This is a genomic window from Rossellomorea sedimentorum, assembly GCF_046237645.1.
Classification (GTDB): domain Bacteria; phylum Bacillota; class Bacilli; order Bacillales; family Bacillaceae_B; genus Rossellomorea; species Rossellomorea sedimentorum.
The window spans coordinates 3,615,140-3,638,815 of the sequence record NZ_CP143546.1 but is presented as its reverse complement, the minus strand read 5'-3'; the positions used below and the strand labels follow the sequence as shown (position 1 = coordinate 3,638,815).

Below are 23,676 nucleotides of genomic sequence, written 5' to 3'. Positions count from 1 at the left end.
CATCGTGAAAATCATAGAAGCGAAAGGGAACTTATCTATTAAGCGCTCAATCGACAGCGGTACGGAAGAACAGCGTAAAGCGGTTCAGGAAATCTTAAAAGATGTTAAAAAAGATGGAGATCCTGCCCTGATCAAGTATACGGAAAAATTTGATGGAGTGAGACTGCAGGATCTGAAGGTTTCTTCAGCTGAAATCGATACTGCAGTGGATGAAATTGGATCTGAAATGGTAAATATTATCGTTGAGGCAGCTGAGAACATCACATATTTTCATGGGAAACAACGAAGAAATTCATGGTTTGACACGGATAAAACTGGAACTCTGCTAGGCCAGAAAATCACCCCTCTAGATTCTGTCGGAGTCTATGTACCGGGCGGAACAGCAGCGTATCCATCCTCTGTTCTGATGAATGTCCTTCCTGCAAAAGTGGCGGGGGTGGAGCGGATCGTTATGGTCACTCCTCCAGGTGAAGATGGACGCATTCCGTCAGCTGTCCTTGCAGCTGCCAGGATTGCCGGTGTCACTGAAATCTGGAAGGTCGGCGGCGCCCAGGCGATCGGTGCCCTGGCTTACGGGACGGAAAGTATTGCACCGGTCGATAAAATCGTCGGACCGGGGAATATCTATGTCGCATTGGCCAAACGCGAAGTATTCGGTGATGTGGCCATCGATATGATTGCCGGCCCAAGTGAAATTGTGGTGCTGGCGGATGAAACGGGGATACCAGAAGAGATTGCGGCCGACCTGTTGTCACAGGCTGAACATGATGTGAATGCTTCAGCTGTACTGGTGACAACGTCAGCAAGGATTGCTGAAGAGGTTTCAGCACAGGTTGAAAAAGCACTGACAGACTTGCCGCGTAAAGAAATTGCCGCTGAGTCCGTAGAACGGTTCGGGGCGATTTATGTCGCAGAAGATATGGAAAGAGCCGTGGAAGTGGTCAATGATTTGGCTCCAGAGCACTTGGAAATCATGACAAGCGACCCGATGGTGACGATGGCGAAAATCCGCCATGCAGGAGCCATATTCTTGGGAAGATACAGCTCCGAACCTGTCGGGGACTATTTCGCCGGTCCAAATCATGTGCTGCCGACGAACGGGACTGCGCGGTTTTCGTCTCCATTGAACGTTGATGATTTCACGAAGAAAACATCGGTCATCTCATATAGTGAAAAAGCGTTGAAAGACAATTACAGCAAAATCGCCAAACTGGCCCGCCTGGAAGGCCTCGAAGCCCACGCCAGAGCAGTCGAGTCGCGATTCAAAAAATAAATGGTGCTTTAGCACATTAACGCGCGAAGAGGGACAGTCCCTCTTCGTACGTTAACGCGTTAAAGCGTAAAGAGGGACTGTCCCTTTTAATACGGTGAAGGAGTGAAGTGTTATGGAAAACAGCAGAAGGGCGGAGTTGAGCCGCAAGACGAATGAAACGGATATTGAGCTTGGCTTTACTATAGATGGAAGCGGGAGTGCAGATATAGAAACGGGTGTGCCGTTCATGTCCCATATGCTGGACTTGTTTGCTAAGCATGGCCAGTTTGACTTGAATGTAAGTGCCCAGGGAGATGTGGAAGTGGACGACCATCACACAACAGAGGATATCGGTATCTGTCTCGGTCAGGCTCTTCAAAAAGCGTTGGGCGACAAAAAGGGGATCAAACGTTACGGCAATGCGTTTGTTCCGATGGATGAAGCATTAGCACAGGTAGTGGTTGATTTGAGCAACAGGCCGCACCTGGAAATGCGCGCGGAATTCCCAAGCCAGAAGGTTGGGACGTTTGACACCGAGCTTGTGCATGAATTTCTATGGAAACTTGCCTTGGAAGCGAGAATGAACCTTCATGTCATCGTTCACTACGGCCACAATACGCACCACATGATTGAAGCGGTCTTCAAGGCGCTGGGGCGTGCCCTTGATGAGGCGACCACCATTGACCCGAGAATCCAAGGGGTGCCGTCCACGAAAGGAATGTTATAAATGATCGGGATCGTCGATTATGGAATGGGCAACCTGTTCAGTGTCGCAAAAGCGCTCGAACGGCTGGATGTTCCTTATTTTATCAGTGAAGATGTGAAAGAACTCCAAAAAGCAGACGGCCTGCTTCTTCCGGGAGTCGGCTCTTTCCGTGATGCCATGACACTTTTAGCGAGGCACGAACTAACCGGTTTTATCAAAGAATATGCCGGAAGTGGAAAGCCGCTTTTAGGAATCTGTTTAGGGATGCAGCTTTTATACGAGGAAAGTGAAGAGAACGGGCGTACAGAAGGACTGGGGCTGTTAAAAGGCCGTGTTATAAGGATCCCGAGACAATCGGAAGAGATGAAGATTCCGCATATGGGGTGGAATAAGCTTCGGTTCGTCAATGATTCACCTCTGCTTCAAGGGTTGTCGGAAGAACATGTCTATTTTGTTCACTCTTATTATATATCCGAACCAACTCCAGACCATGTTGTAGCAACAGCAGAGTACGGTGTGGAAGTACCGGCAATCGCAGGAAAAGAAAACATATTTGCAATGCAATTTCATCCGGAAAAAAGCAGCGATCTCGGAATGAAACTGCTTCGTAATTTTACAAAATTGGTTATGCAAAAGGAGGAAGTGCAATGAGTTTTACCATTTATCCGGCGATCGACATGCGCGGCGGAAAGTGTGTCCGCCTGGTGCAGGGAGATTACAGCAAGGAAACGGTTTATGGAGATTCCCCTTTTGATATGGCCAAAAGGTTTGTGGATGAAGGATCGGAATGGATTCATATGGTCGACCTTGACGGAGCGAAGGAAGGCAGCCGTGTGAATGACAAGTTCGTCATCGCTGTCGCCAATGAACTCGGGGCCAAAGTCCAGATAGGCGGAGGCATCCGCACCGAAGAAGATATCGAATACTACTTGAACAACGGGGTACAGCGGGTGATTATCGGCAGCCTCGCCGTTTCACAGACGGAACTAGTGAAGGGCTGGCTCGCCAAGTACGGTGACCGGATTGCGATCGGCCTTGATGCCAAAGACGGGTATGTGGCCACACATGGCTGGATTGAAACGTCAGCGTTGAAGGCGGTGGACCTTGGTAAGGAGCTTGCCGAAGCAGGGGCTGAAACCTTCATCTTCACGGATATCGCAACGGACGGGATGTTGTCCGGGCCCAATGTTGAAGCGGTTGTTGAACTTGCGAAAGCTACAGGAAAAGAAGTGATTGCTTCCGGCGGAGTCAGTTCCATGGAAGACCTTCGTCTATTAAAAGATTACGAGGATAAGGGCGTCGCAGGTGCCATCGTCGGAAAAGCCATTTACACTGGAAAAATATCAGTCAGGGATGCTGTAAAAGAGGTGTCTTCATGCTAACCAAACGTATTATTCCATGTCTTGATGTAAAAGAAGGCCGTGTGGTTAAGGGAGTCAGCTTCGTGCAACTTCGTGATGCCGGGGATCCCGTGGAACTCGCTAAATTTTATGACAAACAAGGAGCAGACGAACTGGTTTTCCTGGACATTTCAGCATCCCATGAAGGCCGTAAGACGATGATTGATGTCGTAAAAGAAGTCGCTTCGGAACTGGCAATCCCGTTTACGGTCGGGGGCGGCATCAATTCAGTGGAAGACATGAAAAACATCCTCCGCTCCGGGGCCGATAAGGTTTCGTTGAATACCGCAGCCGTATTGCGGCCGCAATTGATTTCCGAAGGGGCGCAATATTTCGGTTCTCAGTGTATCGTCGTCGCGATTGACGCTAAATATGAGGAAGAAAGCGGAACCTGGAAAGTCTATACCCACGGCGGCCGGAAAGTGACGGAAAAAGATGCCGTGTCATGGGCGAAAGAAGCGGAAAAGCTTGGTGCTGGAGAAATTCTCCTCACCAGCATGGACAGTGATGGAGTCAAGGATGGATTCAATCTCCCCCTGACAAAGGCTGTCAGTGAAGCGGTGTCCATTCCGGTGATTGCCTCAGGTGGGGCTGGAAATGCCGAACACTTTGAAGATATTTTTAAAAACGGAAAAGCGGATGCCGCTTTGGCAGCATCAATTTTTCATTATAAAGAAACTAGTGTTGAACAGGTGAAGGATTACTTGCGGACAAAGGAGGTTGCGGTAAGATGAGCGATAGTATAGAAAAGATTCGATTTGATGAAAAAGGGCTCGTGCCTGCCATCGTTCAGGATGCTTCCACGAAGAAGGTGTTGACCCTGGCTTATATGAATGCCGAGTCACTGAAGCTGTCGATGGAAAAAGGGGAAACCTGGTTCTACTCCCGTTCACGTCAGGAGCTCTGGCATAAAGGCGCTACCAGCGGAAATACCCAGCGAATCGTTGAAATGAAATACGACTGCGATCAGGATGCTCTGCTGGTAGAGGTGGAACCGGAAGGGCCGGCCTGCCATAAAGGGAATGAAAGCTGCTTTGAAGAAAGCTTGTATCGTTCCGAACAAGGTGCTTCCACTGGAAGTTCGATTCTGACACAGCTTGAGAAGGTCATCTCCGACCGTTTCGACCAGAGGCCTGAGGGAGCTTATACCACCTATCTCTTTGAAGAAGGTGTCGACAAGATCCTGAAAAAAGTTGGTGAAGAGGCTGCCGAAGTCATCATAGCCGCGAAAAACCGCGACAAGGAAGAATTGAAATGGGAAAGTGCAGATCTTCTGTACCATTTGCTGGTCCTCCTCAAAGAGCAGGATGTGCCACTAAGCGATATCTTTCAAACACTGAAAGAGCGTCACAACAAATAAATATTAATTGATGGGGACAGTCCTTTAGTACGTTAACGTATCAGGGGACAGTCCCCTTTCTCGCTTTAACGTACTAAAAGGGACTGTCCCTTTTAGTACGTTAAAGGGGTTTATGCTTTTTTAGAAAATCCTTATCAAAACTATCTTTTATTGGTGATGAATATTTTCTGAAGAAGTAATTTTGTTGATTGAAGCGGAAGGTGTACGATCTCCTGCGGGACATGCGGGACAGGTGAGACCCCGCAGGCGCAGCCGAGGAGGCTCACCGCCCGCCCCGCGGAGTCGTACACCTGGAGCGGAAATCATCTCACGTCGCTTATTTCCAGTAAATATCCTCCTCCGGTGGTTTAGGAACTTAAATATGTGTGTTATACTACTGTAGTTAATCTATACGTTTCGGAGGACTTTCATGAGAAAAGGTTCAAATGCAAGAAACGATAAAAGCAAAATTTTATCATTCGTACCCACTGGTGAGTACTATTTCAACAAAGGAATCAAGGCTTACCACCGCAGGGAATTAAATAAATCGAAAAAATATCTTAACCGCGCCCTTCAGCTTGAGCCGTTGGAGCCGATGATCGCCTGCCAATTGGCCATCGTCCACACGGAAATGGGTGAATATAAACAATCCAACCAGCTGCTGCACTTGATTGTAGACAGCCTGGATCCGCACATGATCGAATGTCATTATTTCTTGGCCAATAATTATGCACACCTTGGCCTGTTCAAGGAAGCCTATACGCATGTCACGAACTATTTAGAAAAAGAAGAGTACGGGGAATTCAGTGAAGATGCGGAAGAACTGCTTGAAATCCTTGAGCTTGATTCAGATGAGGCACTGGATACGCTATATGAGCACGATGAGCTGATTGCGAACCAGGATAAGGCCAGAAACCTCCTGGAATCAGGCAACTTCCAAAAGGCAGTCGACCTTTTGGAAAAAGTGATCAAGGACTTTCCTGAGTACTGGTCTGCCTATAACAACCTGGCTCTTGCGTATTTTTACCTGGGAGAAACCGAAAAAGCGGCATCAACGCTTGAAGAAGTCTTGGAGAAAAACCCAGGGAATCTTCATGCACTCTGCAACATGGCCGTCTTTTATTTTTACCAGCAAAGACACGACGAGCTGGAGGAATTAATGGAAGGATTGGAGAAAATCCGTCCGTTCCACTATGAGCAGCGATACAAACTTGGAGCCACCTTCGCCTTGATCGGCCGTAACGAAAAAGCATACGAGTGGCTGAAATCCCTGCAAAAGCTTGGATTTCAGGGAGATGCGAGTTTTTACTACTGGCTGTCACATGCCGCTTATCATACAGGGCATGAACAGACGGCAGAGCAGGCTTGGAAAAGAGTGCTGGAAGAGAACCCTGAAAAAGCAGGAGCCGAGCCTTGGAATGATGAGAATCCGCCAATCGAAGGGTTTGAAAATCACGTCACTTCCATCCTGAAAAAGTTAAAGAGCGAATATGCTGAAGAGAGGCTGTTCGGTCTCTTCCTGATTTCGGTATCTCAGCACCAAAAAGATGTGCTGACTCATACAGATTTTGGGGCAGTGGACGATTTTTCTCTTTCCGAAAAACTGTACCTTGCCGAAATTCTGAAAGCAGACTCCAGAAAAGCCATCAAAGGCAGCAAGGTGATTAAGCATATCCATGAAACGGCACTGGCGATGTACGAAATCCATCAACCGATCAATGCGGTGGATTCCGGTTTATTCCTGACATGGTTCAGTATTGCATGCAAATTGCTTGAAGCGGAAAAATCGCTAAAAAACGCTAAAGCATGTGCAGCTGCAACCGAATATATCTGGCACAGATTAAGAGGAGATAAGAAGACCAAGACATTGATCTCAGGTAAATATGGAATCACCACAGGGACCCTGACCAAATACTTGGAAACAGTGGAAGCCTATCTTCAGTAATGAGCATATTCATGGACGAATATGCTCTTCTTTTTATAGGATATGGATAGATAGGAAATACTACAAATAGTAGGATTACAGAGATGAGCGAAGGGAAAATAAAGATTGAGTGGTCAGTGTGCTCTTTCTTTTTTTATGAAAAATCATTCTGTAAAACAGACTTCGTTTAAAGGAGTGTTCATTGTGTCAGAAGAAAAAATTTATGATGTCATTATCGTTGGCGCCGGTCCAGCTGGTATGACAGCTGCAGTATATACGTCCCGCGCAGCCCTTTCTACATTAATGCTGGAACGCGGTATCCCCGGCGGCCAAATGGCCAATACGGAGGAAGTTGAAAACTATCCTGGTTTCGATCATATCCTTGGACCGGACCTTTCTAACAAGATGTTTGAACATGCTAAAGCATTCGGTGCTGAATATGCATATGGCGACATCAAGGAAATTGTAGACGGTGAAGAATACAAAACGATCAAAGCAGGTTCTAAAGAATACAAAGCCCGTGCTGTGATTATCTCTACAGGAGCAGAGTGGAAAAAACTTGGCGTGCCTGGTGAAAATGAACTTGGCGGCCGCGGTGTATCCTATTGTGCGGTTTGTGACGGTGCTTTCTTTAAAGGGAAAGACCTTGTTGTTGTAGGCGGAGGAGATTCTGCCGTTGAGGAAGGTGTGTATCTTACACGTTTCGCAAACAAGGTGACAATTGTCCACCGCCGCGACGAGCTTCGTGCCCAAAAAATCCTTCAGGACCGTGCGTTCAATAACGAGAAAGTTGATTTCATCTGGAACCATACCGTAAAAGAAATCAACGAGAAGGACGGAAAAGTCGGCAGCGTCACTTTGGTTTCCACTGAAGACGGTGAAGAAAAACCATTTGAAGCGGACGGGGTGTTCATTTACATCGGCATGCTTCCATTAACGAAACCGTTCAGAGATCTTGGGATCACGAACGATATGGGTTATATCGAAACGAACGACAGAATGGAGACAAAGATTCCTGGAATCTTTGCTGCGGGTGATGTTCGGGAAAAAATGCTGCGCCAAATCGTCACGGCAACGGGCGACGGAAGTATCGCTGCCCAATCCGCACAGCATTATGTTGAAGAACTTGCCGAAAAATTAGCGGAAAAGAAGTAATTCGTCGAAAAACAGCTTGTCGAAAGTTGTTTGCCGCTATATGGAGGAAACCTGGAAGAGCCCTTGAAGTTCAAGGGCTCTTCTTTTTCGACAAACCTTGTCTAAAAATATAGAATTTTGTTTAGGAATAATTAACAATCCGTAATCACACCTTAAACGAACTGTAACACTAGTGAAACACATTCCGGGTATCATAGATAATAAGAAATTGACCCCCTTTTAAGAAATAAATCCCTTTTAAGACACAGGAACCGCCTGTGTCTCTTTTTTTTTGCTCAAAATCCTTTATCGCATTAACGCGCTAAGAGGGACAGTCCCTCTTAGCGCGTTAATGCGTCAAAGGGGACTGTCCCTCTTCGTGCTTTAAAGGATTAAAGCATATGGTAAATGTTCGAACATTGTAGGAGAGGTACAATCATAGTATAATAAAAAGCAACGCAAACAGATGTAAAGCTTGAGGTGAAATGAATGCAGCGAGTGACAAATTGTCTATACATGAATGAAGATAAAGTTCTTCTCCTCCAGAAACCGCGGAGAAACTGGTGGGTTGCCCCAGGCGGAAAAATGGAGCAGGGGGAATCGATTCGTGATGCTGTCATCAGGGAGTATCGCGAAGAAACAGGAATTTACCTGCGCAATGCTGATGTCAAAGGGATTTTCACCTTTATTATAAAAGACGGCGACAAGATCGTTTCAGAGTGGATGATGTTCACCTTTTTTGCTACTGAAGCGGATGGAGTCAACCTTACAGAGTGTGAAGAGGGAATTTTGGAGTGGCACGACCTCGAAGAAATCAAGAACCTGCCTATGGCAGAAGGGGACCGCCACATCCTGGAATACATGGTACATGGAAAAGGAACCATTTACGGTACCTTTACATACACACCAGACTTCCAATTGCTCGCTTATAAGCTGGATCCAAGTTAATCAAGGGGGAAGAGAAAATGAGTACAGGTTCGACGAATGATGGCCAATTGGTAATCATCACCGGCATGTCCGGTGCAGGCAAAACCGTTGCCATTCAAAGTTTTGAAGATTTAGGGTTTTTCTGTGTGGATAACCTACCGCCCACTCTCCTTCCTAAATTCCTTGAATTGATGAAAGACTCAGGGACCAAGATGAACAAAGTCGCTTTGGGAATGGACCTCAGAGGACGGGAGTTTTTTGATCATCTGATTCAGGCACTTGATGATATGGCGGAAACTTCCTGGGTGACACCGCAAATCCTTTATCTTGATGCAGATGATTCAGCTCTCGTCAGGCGCTATAAAGAGACGCGTCGTTCCCATCCGCTTGCTCCATCCGGCTTGCCGATGGAAGGGATCAAGCAGGAAAGGATGCTCCTGGAAGAATTAAAAGGCCGTGCACAGACGATTTACAATACTTCAGCAATGAAGCCGAGAGAGCTGAGGGAAAAAATCCTCGAGGAATTCTCCGTGAATAAACGTTCTATCTTCACCGTCAATGTAATCTCCTTCGGCTTTAAACACGGCATCCCGATTGATGCTGATTTGGTGTTCGATGTCAGATTCCTGCCGAACCCGCATTATATAGAGCATATGAGACCAAGAACCGGGTTGGAAGAAGACGTTTCTAAGTATGTCCTCAAATGGAGCGAAACCCAGAAGTTCCTTGAAAAAGTGACGGATCTCCTCACGTTCATGCTGCCGCATTATAAGCGTGAAGGAAAAAGCCAGCTTGTCATCGCCATCGGCTGTACAGGCGGCCAGCATAGATCGGTTGCATTGGCGGAGTACATCGGTCATTATTTTGAAAATGACTACAGCACGAAGATTACGCACAGGGATATCAAAAAGAAACGGGAACAGCTGTCATGAAGAAAAACAATGAACCAAAGGTAGTCATCATTGGCGGCGGAACGGGACTGCCTGTTCTTCTCAGAGGACTAAAAACATATCCTTTAGATATAACAGCCATTGTAACGGTGGCGGATGATGGGGGAAGTTCAGGGCGTCTGAGAGATGACCTGAATGTGCCTCCGCCCGGTGACATCCGTAATGTCATTGCGGCCTTGTCAGAGGTTGAGCCCTTGATTGAGCAGATGTTTCAACACCGGTTTGAAACATCCAATGAGTTGTCAGGGCATTCACTTGGAAACCTGATCCTGGCGGCGTTCACCTCAATCACAGGTGACTTTGTTCATGCTATCCAGGAAATGAGCAGAGTCCTGAATGTCAAAGGAAAAGTCCTTCCTTCTGCGAATCAAAGTGTTGTCCTTAATGCAGAAATGGAAGACGGGACGATTGTTTCAGGCGAATCAAAGATCCCTTTTTCCGGTAAAAAGATCAAGCGGGTATTCCTGACTCCCGGTACGATCATTCCGGTCTCGGAAACGATCCGTGCCATCCGGGAAGCCGATTTAATTGTCATCGGTCCAGGGAGCTTATACACAAGCATCCTGCCAAACCTGCTGGTCCCGGAAATCGGAAAAGAAGTCAGCAATTCCAAAGCTAGGAAAGTGTATATATGCAACCTGATGACACAGGCGGGAGAGACACTCGATTTCACTGCCAGCGATCACGTGCAGGCTATCTACGATCATCTCCATGACGGATTCATTGACACGGTCATTGTTAACAATGAACAAGTTCCTCAGGAAATTGAAGCCCGTTACGAAGAAGAAATGGCCAAACCGGTTATATTTGATTTTGAGCGATTGTCTTCAATGGGACTCAAAGTGATAGAAGATGAAATCATCTCTTACTATGACGGGGTCATCCGCCATGATACAGGAAAAGTGGCTGAGATTATTTTTTCCCTTATCAATAAACCCCATTTAAGAAGTATCGAATAAAATAAATACAACACTGTCTATGTCAGTGAAAAGAACGGCATGGCTGACGCATGGAATGCAAGCGTTTGTCTTAGGGAGGTGAAGAGATGTCGTTTGCGTCCGTAACCAAAAAAGAATTAACCAATCTCGACCTGAAGGATTGCTGCTCGAAGGCTGAATTGTCTGCTTTGATAAGGATGAATGGATCACTGTCCTTTGCGAACAGATCCCTGATCGTCAATATCCAGACCGAGAATGCAGCGATTGCAAGACGAATCTATTCGTTAATAAAGAAAAACTATGATACACCTGTTGAGCTATTGGTCCGCAAAAAAATGAGGCTGAAAAAGAATAACATCTATATCGTGCGCCTCAACGAAGACACAAAAGAAATTCTAGAGAATCTTCATATCCTTGGTGAAGGGTTTACCATCATACATGATATCTCTGCACAGCTCATTCAAAAAAAATGCTGCCGCCGTTCATACCTGCGTGGTGCCTTCCTGGCCGGAGGGTCGGTCAACAACCCGGAGACGTCCTCTTACCATCTGGAAATCTTCTCGCTGTATCAAGAGCATAATGAAGCCCTTTCAGCGGTAATGAACAGCTTTGATTTGAACAGTAAAACATTGGAACGCAAAAAGGGGTTCATCACATATCTTAAAGAGGCAGAAAAAATTACCGAATTTTTGAATGTGGTAGGTGCTCATGGCGCATTGCTGAGGTTTGAAGATGTCCGAATCGTCCGGGATATGAGAAACTCGGTCAACAGGCTTGTAAACTGTGAAACAGCCAATCTGAACAAAACAATAGGCGCGGCACTGCGGCAGGTTGAAAACATCCGCTTTATAGAGCAGACAGCCGGACTGCAAATCCTGCCGGACAAACTAAGGGAAATTGCCGAGCTGAGAGTCACTTATCAAGATGTCACATTGAAAGAGCTGGGGGAAATGGTTTCAGGGGGAACCATCAGTAAGTCAGGCATCAACCATAGACTCCGAAAAATAGACGAAATCGCGGACAAACTGCGCAGCGGAGAAAAAGTAAAGCATTAATTTATATATGGACAAAGGGGAGAAAGAGCATGATTGAACAAAAAGTAGAGGTAAAATTAAAAACTGGCCTGCAGGCCCGCCCAGCGGCTTTATTCGTGCAGGAAGCCAACCGGTTTTCATCAGAAGTATTCCTTGAAAGAAACGGCAAGAAAGTCAACGCCAAAAGCATCATGGGATTGATGAGCCTGGCCGTAAGCTCAGGAACAGAAATCACACTGATTGCAGACGGCACTGATGAAGAAGAAGCGGTAAAACACCTCACTGACTTCGTGCAAAAAGAAAATTGATTTAGAACTCCATCTTTTATAAGGTGGGGTTTTTATTTTGGGGTCATATTTCGGTGCTTGGTAAGGTTGTGGATTCCGGGAGAAAAGAGAATCGGAGTAGTCAAAGAGAGTCAATGGGGTTATGGATTCCGGGAGAAAAGAGAATTGGAGTAGTCAAAGAGAGTCAATGGGGTTGTGGATTCCAGGAGAAAAGAGAATCGGAGTAGTCAAAGAGAGTCAATGGGGTTGTGGATTTCAGGAGAAAAGAGAATCGGAGTAGTCAAAGAGAGTCAATGGGGTTGTGGATTTCAGGAGAAAAGAGAATCAGAGTAGTCAAAGAGAGTCAATGGGGTTGTGGATTCCGGAAGAAAAGAGAATCGGAGTAGCCAAAGGGAGTCTAGGGGGGTGGGGAATTAGAAAAAATGCAAATCGGTAGCGCCTAGGATACAAAAGGGTTATCCCAAACTGGTTAGGAAATCTACCGCATGATGAACGATAAAAGAGCACCTGTTAAACAGATGCTCTTCCATAAGGCAGGTTATTTATTTTCGTTCATTTCGTTGCTAGTGATGATGCGGTCGATCAACCCGTATTCAAGCGCTCTTTCCGCTGTCATGAAGTTGTCACGGTCTGTATCTTTTGAAATGACTTCAAGGGGCTGGCCAGTACGGTCAGAAAGGATCTGGTTCAGCTTTTCACGCAAGAACAAGATACGCTTTGCAGCGATTTCGATTTCTGTCGCTTGACCTTGTGCTCCTCCAAGCGGCTGATGGATCATGACCTCAGCATTAGGAAGGGCAAGGCGCTTTCCTTTTGCCCCTGCAGCGAGAAGGAAGGCACCCATTGATGCAGCCATACCGATACAGATAGTTTGTACGTCAGGCTTGATGTACTGGATTGTATCATAGATAGCCATACCAGCTGTGATGCTTCCGCCAGGGCTGTTGATGTAAATGGAAATATCTTTTTCAGGATTCTCTGATTCAAGGAATAGCAATTGCGCAACGATGGAGTTGGCAACATTATCATCAATGCCGCTTCCCAGCATGATAACGCGGTCTTTCAACAAGCGGGAGTATATGTCGTACGCACGCTCACCGCGGTTTGTTTGTTCAATAACTGTCGGAATTAAGTTCATCTTATTTCCTCCTTCGATCATTTAATGTTATGTTTGAAACATACAAATCTTTATGTACTGATATAATACACCAGTTGGTCAATAAAGGTCAAACAATTAACCCTCTTAAAGCTAATTTTTCCCTCGACAATCCTTTCTACATGATACCCATCCATTCCTTTTTTAAACTATGCTAAATATGAATAAAAGATTATTGTTTGTTTTTCTTTCAAGAAAATCTTCTACAAAAATCCCGCAATGATTTCCGCTACACGCGACCGACTCCGCGGAGCGGCCACCTTCCTCTCCAATCAACGAATTGCTGGTAGTAGTCTCATGTGCTGATGAATCAGGTGTTGAATCTCATTGGACCGGCTAAGTCACTTTACAGCCAATACGTAGACAAGTCTCCTGATCTCTATAAACCATAGCCAGGCTTTCCTGAAATCCTGACCTTGTTCCTCAAAACCTATTGCATTTCCCAGGTTTCTGGACTATAATAGGATATCGTACGCTTGTCGTACAGCGTGCCCTCGTGGTGCAACGGATAGCACGTAAGATTCCGGTTCTTAAAATGGGGGTTCGATTCCCTCCGAGGGCGTTACCAAAGGCTCCTGCGCTGAATTTCAGCGTGGGAGCCTTTTTATGTTTTTAATTGCACACCACACTGTAAAGCAGATTCCGTGTAAAATCCAGTCGCACAATCTATACTATAGATGAATAATGATTTGGAGGGATTAACATGCACATTGAAATGTGGACAGACTTCGCTTGACCATTCTGCTATATTGGCAAAAGGCGTCTGGAGGACGCCATCAAGCAGATTGACCACCCAATCGAAGTGACATACAGATGTTTCGAATTGGATCCGACAGCGGAGCGGGACATTAAAGAAAACATATATGAGAAACTTGCCAAGAAATATGGCATGAGTATAGATCAAGCCAAAGCGAATACGCAAAACATGGTGAACATGGCGAAAGAAACTGGCTTGGAGTATCACATGGATACAATGATCCTGACCAATACCTTTGATGCTCATCGTTTAACGATGTTTGCTAAAACAAAGGGTCTGATGATAGAGATGACCGAGCGTATTTTGCGTGCTTTCTTTACTGAGTCCAGACATATAGGGGATCATGAGACCCTTACTGAACTGGGAGTTGAAGTAGGGTTGGAGCGTGAAGCTGTTGAGAAGATGCTGGCCAGTGACGAGATGGCAGACGCCGTCCGTGCCGACGAGCAGGCTGCACAGCAGATTGGCGTGTCGGGTGTACCTTTCTATTTAATCAATCAAAAATATGCTCTCACCGGTGCACAGCCGACAGAGGTGTTTGTGCAGGCTTTGAAAAAAGTAATCGCAGAAGACGAAAATAAAATTACCGTTTTGAACAGCGACAATGAAGACGGTGTGATCTGTGATGAAAATGGCTGCGAGATTCCTAAAAAGTAAGGCTAAAAAAACCAGCCTCGTTTTCCTGATAAGAGGAATTCGAGCTGGTTTTTATTTTTGCATACATTCCTTATATATCGTACCTCCATATAATTCCCTCCCAAATCTACTTATTTCCATACACTCCCTCCCTTTTCTGTTGTAAAATAAGAAGAGGAGGGATCGGGAATGAAGCTCAATACCGGATTATGGCAGCGGCAATCATTGAAATTGAATATGACTCAGCAGCTGACACAGGCGATTGAATTGCTGCAGTATTCCTCCCAGGAATTGAATGCGTATTTGGAAAGCAAAGCTATGGAGAATCCGCTTCTTCAGCTTGAATCTGTTCCTTACGAGGAACGGAATAGAAAACGGGAAAACAATGGGATGAGTATCGACTGGATTGAAGAGGTGGCTGTGCAGCAGCACTCATTATGGGAACACCTTACTTCGCAATTAAATTTGAAAACGCTTACCCGTCAAGACCGTCATGCGCTGTCTCTTTTATTTGACAGTCTGGATGAGAATGGGTATTTGCCGACCAATGTAGAAGGTTTATTCGATATTCCCAATCTATCAACCTATATAGATCTGCTTCAGGACTTGGAACCAGCTGGAATCGGGGCCAGAAACCTGAAGGAATGCCTCCTCCTGCAAATACAGAGGGACAAAGATGCCCCGGAACATGCCCAGTCAATCATTGAAAACCACTTTGTTGATTTTTGTGAAAAGACATGGAAAAGAATTACGAAAGAGCTGGAAATCACACTTGCTGATATCCAAGCGGCAGCAGATTATGTAAAAAAACTGAACCCCCGTCCGGGTGCCAGGTTCACATCAGAGGGCCCTCAGTATATCCGTCCGGAAATGGTTGTCACCCACAGAAAAGATGGACTGGTAGTTGAATTAGTCGACGGCAGTGTGATGAAAATCAAATACAATAGAGGGTATGAAGAATTAATAGCCTCTTCACAGGATAAAGATGGGTTGAAATTTCTCCGGGATAAGAAGCAGGAATTTCAATGGCTTCTCAAGATGCTCGACCAGCGCAAGACCACATTGATAAAAGTTGGGAAGTGCCTTGTTGAAAAGCAGGAAGGTTTTTTCCGATACGGTCCAAAGGAGCTTAAACCTTTGACATTAAAAGAAGTGGCGGAGAAAATAGGAGTGCATGAGTCTACTATCAGCAGGGCAGTTAGAGGGAAGTACATTGGTACACCGTTTGGGACATATGAGATGAGGGCTTTGTTTGTAAGCGGTGTTGGAAAAGATGAAGATGCCGTTTCTTCACAAGGAATCAAGGCGGAAATTATGCAGTTGGTCAACCTTGAAGATAAGAAGAAGCCATTGTCAGACCAGGCGATTGCCGGGAAGCTGGAGGCCAAAGGATTGAATGTTTCCAGAAGAACGGTGGCGAAGTACAGAGATCAACTCAATATCCCTTCGTCCACAAGGAGAAAACGATATGAATGACAAAAACCTGCCCGAGGTGAATTTTTACACGAGAGACCGATGTCCTTTGTGCGAGGATGCAAAGCTTATGCTGAAGCTTGTTAAAGAAGATATCCCCTTCATACTGAATGAACACGATATCGATGAAAGTGACGAGCTGACAGAGCGATTCGGCCTCATGATTCCGGTGGTCGAGATAGACGGTGAAATCGTGCAGTATGGGCAAATTGATTATTTTACAGTAAGTAAACGTTTACAAGTAAAATCTTAAGTTTTTATAGTTGAAATTTGGTTCATCCCTTGCTAAACTTACCTTGAAAGCAGGGATGAATTTTTTTTTGCGGCAAGTGGGACATAATATGTCTAAGAGGGACGTATGGAGTCCAGCTGAATAACTTGAAGGGGCTTTTTGATGGAATCAATCATTGATATACAAAAACGATTATTACCAGACCTGCTCCAGGTTATGCAAAAAAGACATCAGATTCTTAAATCGGTCCGATTGATGCAGCCTGTCGGAAGGAGAAGCCTTGCCCAGTCGCTCGGGATGACCGAAAGAGTCCTGAGAAGTGAAGTGGAATTCCTGAAAGACCAGGATCTGATTGAGATTAAATCTTCAGGAATGATCATTACAGCCGAAGGGGAATTGCTTCTGGGGAAGACGGCTGACATGATGAGGGAGATAACGGGAATCGATTCCATGGAGAAGGAATTGAAGTCTTTACTCAATCTTCATGAAATATTTATCGTTCCGGGGAATAGTGATGAGTCTCCCTGGGTAAAAGAAGAATTAGGCAGATCAGCAGCAATACGTATGAAAAACCTTTTGGCTGGAGATAATATCATCGCAGTAACCGGAGGATCTACCATGGCGGCAGTTGCTGAAAAGCTGACACCGGAGTTCTCCAAAAGCGAAGTATTATTCGTTCCGGCAAGAGGCGGTATTGGCGAAGATGTGAAAAATCAAGCCAATACGATATGTGCAAAGATGGCCGAGAGAACCGGTGCTAAACATCGTGTACTCTATGTCCCCGACCAGGTCAGTACCGAGGTGTACAAGTCATTCATCAAAGAGCCTGATATTAAGGACGTTTTGAGTCTGATCAAGTCAGCTAACATCGTCCTTCACGGGATTGGGGATGCGGTCACAATGGCCGAACGCCGCAGGACCAGTGAAGAGACCCTGAGTAAGATCCTGGCGGGAAATGCAGTCGGAGAAGCCTTTGGTTATTATTTTAACGAAGAAGGCGAAGTCGTACATAAAGTGACGACTGTCGGCCTGCAGCTGGAAGATCTGCGAGATAAGTCAAATGTCATTGCGGTCGCAGGCGGCCGTTCAAAGGCAAAGGCCATCAGAGCCTATTTCAAAAGCGTGCCTCATTCTACGATTCTCATAACGGATGAAGGTGCGGCGAAAGAGCTTTTAAAAGGGTAATACCTTTTGAAATAAATTTTTAGAATTTCCTTAACCATTTAAAGGAGGACTTTTTCATGACAGTAAAAATTGGAATCAACGGATTTGGACGTATTGGACGTAATGTTTTCCGCGCGGCATTAAAAAACGATAATATCGAGGTAGTGGCAGTTAACGATTTGACAGATGCTAACATGCTTTCTCACCTTTTACAATATGACACTGTACACGGCAAGCTTGATCAAGAAGTGAGCGTTGACGGTGATTATCTTGTAGTCGGCGATACTAAAGTAAAAGTATTGGCTGAACGCGACCCTGCTCAACTTGGTTGGGGAGATCTTGGTGTGGATGTAGTAGTAGAATCTACTGGCCGTTTCACAAAACGCGCAGACGCTGCAAAACACATCGAAGCAGGCGCTAAAAAAGTCATCATCTCTGCTCCGGCTTCAGATGAGGACATCACAATCGTAATGGGTGTTAACGAAGACAAGTATGATGCAGCAAGCCACGACGTTATTTCTAACGCTTCTTGTACAACAAACTGTCTTGCTCCTTTCGCGAAAGTATTGAATGACAAGTTCGGTATCAAGCGCGGAATGATGACAACAATCCACTCTTACACAAATGACCAGCAGATCCTTGACCTGCCGCACAAAGACTACCGTCGTGCGCGTGCAGCTGCTGAAAATATCATTCCTACAACGACTGGTGCAGCAAAAGCGGTATCTCTTGTTCTTCCAGAACTTGAAGGCAAGCTGAACGGTGGAGCTATGCGTGTTCCTACTCCAAACGTTTCTCTAGTTGACCTTGTTGCTGAGCTTGGCCAGGAAGTTACAGTTGATGAAGTAAACAATGCTCTTAAAGAAGCTGCTGAAGGCGACCTTAAAGGCATCCTTGGTTACAGCGAAGAGCCGCTTGTATCAACTGACTACAACGGCAACCCTGATTCTTCTACAATCGATGCACTTTCTACAATGGTTATGGAAGGCAACATGGTTAAAGTCATCTCTTGGTACGATAACGAGAGCGGATATTCCAACCGTGTTGTAGACCTTGTCAGCTACATCGCTTCTAAAGGTCTTTAAGATATTAAAATTAAATGTGATATCCTAAATGATGTAATGTGACATAATTTTGATGGTTTTGTTGGATAAATTATGTCCCAGCATCTATAATGAAATGGGATGAAGGGGAGCGGGGAGGATTCCCCGCTCTTCTTTTTATAAATAACGGGCTTCTTGCCCGACTATCCAGAAGGAGGCCTTTTGAAATGAACAAACAAACAATCAAGGATATCGACTTGAAAGGCAAGCGTGTTTTCTGCCGTGTAGACTTCAACGTGCCTATGAGTGAAGGCAACGTGACAGATGAAACGCGTATCAAAGCCGCACTGCCGACGATCCAATACCTATCTGAACAGGGAGCGAAAGTCATTCTTGCCAGCCACCTGGGACGTCCAAAAGGCCAGGTTGTGGAAGAATTGAGATTGACTCCTGTCGCAAAGCGCCTTTCCGAACTGCTTGGAAAAGATGTGGCAAAAACTGATGAAGCATACGGAGATAATGTCAAAGCTGAGATTGAAAAAATGAGCGAAGGCGACGTGCTGCTTCTTGAAAATGTTCGCTTCTATGCTGGAGAAACAAAAAATGATCCAGAGTTAGCGAAAGAATTTGCTGCACTTGCCGACGTTTATGTCAATGATGCATTCGGAGCTGCTCACAGAGCACATGCATCGACAGCAGGAGTGGCAGAACACCTTCCGGCAGCTGCAGGATTCCTTCTTGAAAAAGAATTGGAAGTGCTGGGCAAGGCCTTGACAACACCGGAACGACCTTTTACAGCCATCATCGGTGGAGCGAAGGTTAAAGATAAAATTGGTGTTATTGATAATCTTTTAGAAAAAGTGGATAACCTGATCATCGGCGGAGGACTTGCTTATACGTTTGTTAAAGCACAGGGCCATGAGGTCGGAAAATCCCTGCTTGAAGAAGATAAAATCGATCTGGCTAAACAATTCATGAAAAAAGCAGAAGACAAAGGCGTCAAATTCTATATGCCGGTTGATGTGGTCGTAGCTGACGACTTCTCTAATGATGCCAACACAAAAGTCGTGGCGATTGAAGAAATTCCTGCTGACTGGGAAGCGTTGGACATCGGTCCTAAGACACGCGAACAGTATGAGAGCGTGATTAAAGATTCTCGTCTTGTCATTTGGAATGGACCAATGGGCGTATTTGAAATTGAAAAGTTTGCGAATGGCACAAAGGCCGTTGCACAGGCTTTAGCCGATGCTGCAGATACATATTCTGTCATTGGCGGTGGAGATTCAGCCGCAGCGGTTGAAAAATTCGACCTAGCCGATAAGATGAGTCATATTTCTACTGGCGGCGGTGCTTCCCTCGAGTTCATGGAAGGAAAAGAGCTTCCTGGGGTATCAGCACTTAACGACAAGTAAGGAAAGGATGAGAAGTATGCGTAAACCAATTATTGCAGGAAACTGGAAAATGAATAAAACGATGTCTGAAGCTAAAAAATTTGCTGAGGATGTTAACGGACTGGTCCCTTCTTCTGAAAAAGTGGAATCTGTGATCTGTGCACCAGCTCTATTCTTAGAAAGACTTGTGGAAATCACAGAAGGCTATCAGGTAGAAATCGGTGCGCAAAACATGCACTTTGAAGAAAATGGTGCCTTCACGGGTGAAATCAGCCCTGCGGCCCTTAAGGACCTTGGTGTGAAATACGTGATTCTTGGACATTCCGAACGCCGTGAAATGTTCAATGAAACAGATGAGTCTGTCAATAAGAAGACGCATGCAGCGTTCAATTACAACCTGACTCCAATTGTATGTGTCGGGGAGACATTGGAACAGCGTGAAGCGGACCAAACAAAACAAATTGTCGGTGACCAAGTGAAGAAAGCACTTGAAGGCCTGACGGAAGACCAAGTGAAAGCAACTGTCATCGCTTATGAGCCAATCTGGGCAATCGGTACAGGAAAATCTTCAACTTCTGAAGATGCGAATGAAGTTTGCTCCCATATCCGCCAGACAGTGGCTGAACAATTCTCTCAAGAAGCTGCAGAAGCCCTTCGTATCCAATATGGTGGAAGCGTAAAACCAAACAACATCGGTGAGTACATGGCACAATCTGATATCGATGGTGCACTTGTAGGAGGAGCCAGCCTGGAGCCGCAATCATTCTTGCAGCTATTGGAGGCAGGTTCTAATGAGTAAGTCTCCTGTTGCTCTTATCATCTTAGATGGATTTGCATGTCGTGAAGAGGACAAAGGAAATGCGGTTACACAAGCAAAGAAACCGAACTTCGACCGTTACTGGAACCAGTTTCCTCACAGCACTTTGAAAGCAAGCGGTGAAGCGGTTGGCCTTCCTGAAGGACAGATGGGGAACTCTGAAGTCGGTCATCTTAATATCGGTGCAGGACGTGTGGTATACCAAAGTTTGACACGGGTAAACGTTTCTATCCGTGAGGGCGAATTTGAGAAAAACGAGACTTTTGTGAATGCGATTGAACATGCCAAGAGCAAAAACAAAGCTCTTCATATCTTCGGTTTGCTTTCTGACGGCGGTGTCCACAGCCATATCGAGCACTTGTTTGCGCTGCTTAGAATGGCGGCAGCAGAAGGTCTTGAGAAAGTGTATGTTCATGGTTTCCTCGATGGCCGTGATGTTGGCCCTAAAACAGCCGAAACATATATCTTGCAAACTCAAGAGGTTATGCGTGAACTCGGTGTAGGGGAATTTGCAACCATTTCAGGACGTTACTATTCAATGGACCGTGACAAGCGCTGGGATCGTGTTGAAAAAGCGTACCGTGCCATGGTTTATGGAGAAGGCCCTGAATACTCCAATCCGTTGGAGGTCGTTGTGGATTCTTACAATAATGGAATCTTCGATGAGTTCGTTCTGCCTTCTGTCATTAAAAAAGAGAACGGTGAGCCGGTTGCTACGATTGAAGAAGAAGATGCTGTCATTTTCTATAACTTCAGGCCCGACCGCGCCATCCAGATCTCAAATACGTTTACAAACGATGACTTCCGTTCTTTCGAAAGAGGACCGAAGCATCCGAAAAACCTTTACTTTGTGTGCCTGACACACTTTAGTGAAACGGTTGACGGTTATGTGGCATTCAAGCCGACGAATCTGGACAACACGATCGGTGAAGTCCTTTCACAAAACAACTTGAAGCAGCTGCGCATTGCCGAAACGGAAAAATATCCTCACGTGACGTTCTTTATGAGCGGCGGACGTGAAGATGAATTCCCAGGTGAAACAAGGATTCTCATCAACTCACCGGATGTAGCCACCTATGACCTTAAACCGGAAATGAGTGCATATGAGGTCACGGATGCACTACTGGAAGAAATCAAAAATGACAGACAGGATGCCATCATCTTAAACTTTGCCAATCCGGATATGGTCGGACACTCCGGAATGCTGGAACCGACCATCAAAGCGATTGAAACCGTGGATGAATGCCTGGGTAAGATTGTTGATCTCATTACAGAAAAAGGCGGAACAGCAATAATAACCGCCGATCATGGAAATGCTGATGAAGTGGTCACACTTGAAGGCAATCCAATGACAGCACATACAACCAACCCTGTACCTGTCATCGTCACCAAAGAAGGTATGTCACTACGAGAAGATGGAATACTCGGAGACCTTGCACCGACTATGCTTGACCTGCTGAATTTGGAAAAACCAGTTGAAATGACTGGGGAGACGTTGATTAAGAAATAAGAATTGTTGATTGCAAGCGGAACGCACTCTTTAACGGGAACAGCTCGTTCTTTTCCCGACTCCGGAAAGAGGTGCAGGAAGCGTCAATCTGCAAAATACTTGCCATAAATTAACCCATTTTAAAGGAGAGAATTTACATGCCATTTATTACAGACGTATATGCTCGCGAAGTATTGGATTCCCGCGGAAATCCTACAATTGAAGTTGAAGTTTACACACAATCAGGTGCTTTCGGACGCGCTTTGGTACCATCAGGTGCTTCTACAGGTGAATACGAAGCAGTTGAACTTCGTGACGGCGACAAAAGCCGCTACCTGGGCAAAGGTGTTCAAAAAGCAGTAGAAAACGTAAACAACGAAATCGCTGAAGAAATCATCGGTATGGATGTAACAGATCAAGTTGCAATCGACACAGCGATGATGCAGCTGGACGGAACTGAAAACAAAGGTAAACTAGGCGCTAACGCAATCCTTGGTGTATCCATGGCTGTTGCACGCGCAGCTGCTGACTTCTTCGGAGTTGAACTTTACCAATACCTTGGAGGTTTCAACGCGAAGCAGCTTCCAGTTCCAATGATGAACATCGTTAACGGAGGAGAGCACGCTGATAACAACGTTGACATCCAGGAATTCATGGTAATGCCTGTTGGTGCTCCTACTTTCAAAGAAGGTCTTCGCATGGGTGCGGAAATCTTCCACAGCCTTAAGAGCGTTCTTAAATCCAAAGGCTACAACACAGCTGTTGGTGACGAAGGTGGATTCGCTCCTAACCTGAAATCAAATGAAGAAGCTTTATCTACAATCATCGAAGCGATCGAAAAAGCTGGTTATAAGCCAGGCGAAGAAGTACTTCTTGCCATGGACGTTGCTGCTTCTGAAATCTACAACAAAGAAGATGGCAAGTATCATCTTTCTGGTGAAGGCGTTGTCCGTACTTCTGCAGAAATGGTTGATTGGTACGAAGAAATGTGCAACAAGTATCCAATCGTTTCAATCGAAGATGGTCTTGATGAAAACGACTGGGATGGCCACAAGCTATTGACTGAGCGCATCGGTAACAGAGTACAGCTTGTAGGTGACGATTTATTCGTTACAAACACAAACAAACTTTCTCAAGGTATCGAGCAAGGTGTAGGAAACTCTATCCTGATCAAGGTTAACCAAATCGGTACATTGACTGAAACATTCGACGCAATCGAAATGGCTAAGCGCGCTGGCTACACAGCGGTTATCTCTCACCGTTCTGGTGAAACTGAAGACAGCACAATCGCTGACATCGCTGTTGCGACAAACGCAGGCCAAATCAAAACAGGTGCTCCTTCACGTACAGACCGTGTGGCGAAATACAACCAATTGCTTCGTATTGAAGACCAATTGGCCCACACTGCACAATACCTTGGAGCGAAAACGTTCTATAACATCAAGAAGTAATCTTGATTTGAGATCCGTCCACTTTGTGGGCGGATTTTTTTTGTTTGATTGGATCCGCGGGATGTGAAAATATGTCGATTGGTCGATAGAGCAGCAAAAGTGGCTGATGGAACAGGAATAGCGGTTGATAGATTCAAAAACTGATTGATAGCCCCTTCAAACCGGCTGATAGAACA

The 23,676-nt window shown here is 45.5% G+C and carries 23 protein-coding genes and 1 tRNA gene; 23 read left to right on the top strand and 1 reads right to left on the bottom strand.

Annotated features, from left to right (window positions below; all coding sequences use genetic code 11):
• Positions 1-4 precede the first annotated feature (4 nt).
• The 13 genes from hisD to V1502_RS17880 all read left to right on the top strand — a co-directional run bounded on the left by hisD (position 5) and on the right by V1502_RS17880 (position 11,912).
• Positions 5-1,273 carry a histidinol dehydrogenase gene (gene hisD, locus V1502_RS17940; RefSeq protein WP_409251958.1) on the top strand — a complete coding sequence of 423 codons (1,269 nt, stop codon included), beginning with the start codon at positions 5-7 and terminating at the stop codon, positions 1,271-1,273.
• 112 nt (positions 1,274-1,385) lie between these two features.
• Entirely contained in the window at positions 1,386-1,979 is a 594-nt protein-coding gene (gene hisB / locus V1502_RS17935; protein ID WP_409251957.1) for an imidazoleglycerol-phosphate dehydratase HisB, read from the top strand.
• Positions 1,980-2,609, top strand: coding sequence for an imidazole glycerol phosphate synthase subunit HisH (gene hisH, locus V1502_RS17930; RefSeq protein WP_409251956.1), 630 nt, complete (start codon positions 1,980-1,982; stop codon positions 2,607-2,609).
• Positions 2,606-3,340 (top strand): 1-(5-phosphoribosyl)-5-[(5-phosphoribosylamino)methylideneamino]imidazole-4-carboxamide isomerase, encoded by a 735-nt coding sequence (gene hisA, locus V1502_RS17925; protein ID WP_409251955.1) that lies wholly within the window; start codon positions 2,606-2,608, stop codon positions 3,338-3,340. Before hisH ends, hisA begins: the two co-directional genes overlap by 4 nt.
• Positions 3,334-4,092 (top strand): imidazole glycerol phosphate synthase subunit HisF, encoded by a 759-nt coding sequence (gene hisF, locus V1502_RS17920; RefSeq protein WP_409251954.1) that lies wholly within the window; start codon positions 3,334-3,336, stop codon positions 4,090-4,092. The genes hisA and hisF overlap by 7 nt, the downstream gene beginning before the upstream one ends.
• Positions 4,089-4,718 (top strand): bifunctional phosphoribosyl-AMP cyclohydrolase/phosphoribosyl-ATP diphosphatase HisIE, encoded by a 630-nt coding sequence (gene hisIE / locus V1502_RS17915; protein WP_409251953.1) that lies wholly within the window; start codon positions 4,089-4,091, stop codon positions 4,716-4,718. The genes hisF and hisIE overlap by 4 nt, the downstream gene beginning before the upstream one ends.
• 409 nt (positions 4,719-5,127) lie before the next feature.
• Complete coding sequence (locus V1502_RS17910) at positions 5,128-6,642, top strand: tetratricopeptide repeat protein (RefSeq protein ID WP_409251952.1); 1,515 nt, start codon at positions 5,128-5,130, stop codon at positions 6,640-6,642.
• A 183-nt stretch (positions 6,643-6,825) separates the two neighbouring features.
• Positions 6,826-7,776 carry a thioredoxin-disulfide reductase gene (gene trxB / locus V1502_RS17905; protein ID WP_409251951.1) on the top strand — a complete coding sequence of 317 codons (951 nt, stop codon included), beginning with the start codon at positions 6,826-6,828 and terminating at the stop codon, positions 7,774-7,776.
• A gap of 468 nt (positions 7,777-8,244) precedes the next feature.
• Entirely contained in the window at positions 8,245-8,703 is a 459-nt protein-coding gene (locus V1502_RS17900) for an NUDIX hydrolase (RefSeq protein WP_006836860.1), read from the top strand.
• A 17-nt stretch (positions 8,704-8,720) separates the two neighbouring features.
• Positions 8,721-9,614 carry an RNase adapter RapZ gene (rapZ, locus tag V1502_RS17895; RefSeq protein WP_409251950.1) on the top strand — a complete coding sequence of 298 codons (894 nt, stop codon included), beginning with the start codon at positions 8,721-8,723 and terminating at the stop codon, positions 9,612-9,614.
• Positions 9,611-10,591 (top strand): uridine diphosphate-N-acetylglucosamine-binding protein YvcK, encoded by a 981-nt coding sequence (locus V1502_RS17890; RefSeq protein ID WP_409251949.1) that lies wholly within the window; start codon positions 9,611-9,613, stop codon positions 10,589-10,591. Before rapZ ends, V1502_RS17890 begins: the two co-directional genes overlap by 4 nt.
• A gap of 86 nt (positions 10,592-10,677) precedes the next feature.
• The gene (gene whiA / locus V1502_RS17885) at positions 10,678-11,625 is read left to right on the top strand and encodes a DNA-binding protein WhiA (RefSeq protein WP_409251948.1); all 948 of its coding nucleotides are present in this window, start codon (positions 10,678-10,680) and stop codon (positions 11,623-11,625) included.
• Between the two features lie 29 nt (positions 11,626-11,654).
• Entirely contained in the window at positions 11,655-11,912 is a 258-nt protein-coding gene (locus tag V1502_RS17880; RefSeq protein WP_409251947.1) for an HPr family phosphocarrier protein, read from the top strand.
• 517 nt (positions 11,913-12,429) lie between these two features.
• On the opposite strand, the gene clpP is transcribed toward V1502_RS17880, so the two are convergent.
• Entirely contained in the window at positions 12,430-13,029 is a 600-nt protein-coding gene (gene clpP / locus V1502_RS17875) for an ATP-dependent Clp endopeptidase proteolytic subunit ClpP (protein WP_044022699.1), read from the bottom strand.
• Between the two features lie 508 nt (positions 13,030-13,537).
• Between clpP and V1502_RS17870 the strand changes: the two genes are divergently transcribed.
• From V1502_RS17870 to eno, 10 genes are all read left to right on the top strand, one after another.
• Positions 13,538-13,609: transfer RNA gene (locus V1502_RS17870), tRNA-Arg, on the top strand.
• A 186-nt stretch (positions 13,610-13,795) separates the two neighbouring features.
• On the top strand, positions 13,796-14,461 hold the full coding sequence (locus tag V1502_RS17865) for a DsbA family oxidoreductase (RefSeq protein WP_409254385.1): 666 nt from the start codon (positions 13,796-13,798) through the stop codon (positions 14,459-14,461).
• A 168-nt stretch (positions 14,462-14,629) separates the two neighbouring features.
• A complete protein-coding gene (gene rpoN, locus V1502_RS17860) occupies positions 14,630-15,916 on the top strand; it encodes an RNA polymerase factor sigma-54 (protein WP_409251946.1) in 1,287 nt (428 codons plus the stop codon).
• The gene (locus V1502_RS17855; RefSeq protein ID WP_409251945.1) at positions 15,909-16,166 is read left to right on the top strand and encodes a glutaredoxin family protein; all 258 of its coding nucleotides are present in this window, start codon (positions 15,909-15,911) and stop codon (positions 16,164-16,166) included. The genes rpoN and V1502_RS17855 overlap by 8 nt, the downstream gene beginning before the upstream one ends.
• A 141-nt stretch (positions 16,167-16,307) precedes the next feature.
• Positions 16,308-17,330, top strand: a complete 1,023-nt coding sequence (locus V1502_RS17850) for a sugar-binding transcriptional regulator (RefSeq protein ID WP_409251944.1) — start codon at positions 16,308-16,310, stop codon at positions 17,328-17,330.
• 56 nt (positions 17,331-17,386) lie between these two features.
• Positions 17,387-18,394, top strand: coding sequence for a type I glyceraldehyde-3-phosphate dehydrogenase (gene gap / locus V1502_RS17845; RefSeq protein WP_409251943.1), 1,008 nt, complete (start codon positions 17,387-17,389; stop codon positions 18,392-18,394).
• 185 nt (positions 18,395-18,579) lie between these two features.
• Entirely contained in the window at positions 18,580-19,764 is a 1,185-nt protein-coding gene (locus V1502_RS17840; RefSeq protein WP_409251942.1) for a phosphoglycerate kinase, read from the top strand.
• 16 nt (positions 19,765-19,780) lie between these two features.
• Complete coding sequence (gene tpiA, locus V1502_RS17835; protein ID WP_409251941.1) at positions 19,781-20,542, top strand: triose-phosphate isomerase; 762 nt, start codon at positions 19,781-19,783, stop codon at positions 20,540-20,542.
• A complete protein-coding gene (gene gpmI, locus V1502_RS17830; protein ID WP_409251940.1) occupies positions 20,535-22,070 on the top strand; it encodes a 2,3-bisphosphoglycerate-independent phosphoglycerate mutase in 1,536 nt (511 codons plus the stop codon). Before tpiA ends, gpmI begins: the two co-directional genes overlap by 8 nt.
• 137 nt (positions 22,071-22,207) lie before the next feature.
• Complete coding sequence (eno, locus tag V1502_RS17825) at positions 22,208-23,500, top strand: phosphopyruvate hydratase (protein ID WP_409251939.1); 1,293 nt, start codon at positions 22,208-22,210, stop codon at positions 23,498-23,500.
• Positions 23,501-23,676: the final 176 nt, after the last annotated feature.

Bases quoted from the DNA above. Each gene is read 5' to 3' on its own strand.
- hisB (WP_409251957.1), top strand. From the start codon at position 1,386: ATGGAAAACAGCAGAAGGGCGGAGTTGAGCCGCAAGACGAATGAAACG.
- hisH (WP_409251956.1), top strand. From the start codon at position 1,980: ATGATCGGGATCGTCGATTATGGAATGGGCAACCTGTTCAGTGTCGCA.
- hisA (WP_409251955.1), top strand. From the start codon at position 2,606: ATGAGTTTTACCATTTATCCGGCGATCGACATGCGCGGCGGAAAGTGT.
- hisF (WP_409251954.1), top strand. From the start codon at position 3,334: ATGCTAACCAAACGTATTATTCCATGTCTTGATGTAAAAGAAGGCCGT.
- hisIE (WP_409251953.1), top strand. From the start codon at position 4,089: ATGAGCGATAGTATAGAAAAGATTCGATTTGATGAAAAAGGGCTCGTG.
- V1502_RS17910 (WP_409251952.1), top strand. From the start codon at position 5,128: ATGAGAAAAGGTTCAAATGCAAGAAACGATAAAAGCAAAATTTTATCA.
- V1502_RS17900 (WP_006836860.1), top strand. From the start codon at position 8,245: ATGCAGCGAGTGACAAATTGTCTATACATGAATGAAGATAAAGTTCTT.
- rapZ (WP_409251950.1), top strand. From the start codon at position 8,721: ATGAGTACAGGTTCGACGAATGATGGCCAATTGGTAATCATCACCGGC.
- V1502_RS17890 (WP_409251949.1), top strand. From the start codon at position 9,611: ATGAAGAAAAACAATGAACCAAAGGTAGTCATCATTGGCGGCGGAACG.
- whiA (WP_409251948.1), top strand. From the start codon at position 10,678: ATGTCGTTTGCGTCCGTAACCAAAAAAGAATTAACCAATCTCGACCTG.
- V1502_RS17880 (WP_409251947.1), top strand. From the start codon at position 11,655: ATGATTGAACAAAAAGTAGAGGTAAAATTAAAAACTGGCCTGCAGGCC.
- clpP (WP_044022699.1), bottom strand. From the start codon at position 13,029: ATGAACTTAATTCCGACAGTTATTGAACAAACAAACCGCGGTGAGCGT.
- rpoN (WP_409251946.1), top strand. From the start codon at position 14,630: ATGAAGCTCAATACCGGATTATGGCAGCGGCAATCATTGAAATTGAAT.
- V1502_RS17855 (WP_409251945.1), top strand. From the start codon at position 15,909: ATGAATGACAAAAACCTGCCCGAGGTGAATTTTTACACGAGAGACCGA.
- V1502_RS17850 (WP_409251944.1), top strand. From the start codon at position 16,308: ATGGAATCAATCATTGATATACAAAAACGATTATTACCAGACCTGCTC.
- gap (WP_409251943.1), top strand. From the start codon at position 17,387: ATGACAGTAAAAATTGGAATCAACGGATTTGGACGTATTGGACGTAAT.
- V1502_RS17840 (WP_409251942.1), top strand. From the start codon at position 18,580: ATGAACAAACAAACAATCAAGGATATCGACTTGAAAGGCAAGCGTGTT.
- tpiA (WP_409251941.1), top strand. From the start codon at position 19,781: ATGCGTAAACCAATTATTGCAGGAAACTGGAAAATGAATAAAACGATG.
- gpmI (WP_409251940.1), top strand. From the start codon at position 20,535: ATGAGTAAGTCTCCTGTTGCTCTTATCATCTTAGATGGATTTGCATGT.
- eno (WP_409251939.1), top strand. From the start codon at position 22,208: ATGCCATTTATTACAGACGTATATGCTCGCGAAGTATTGGATTCCCGC.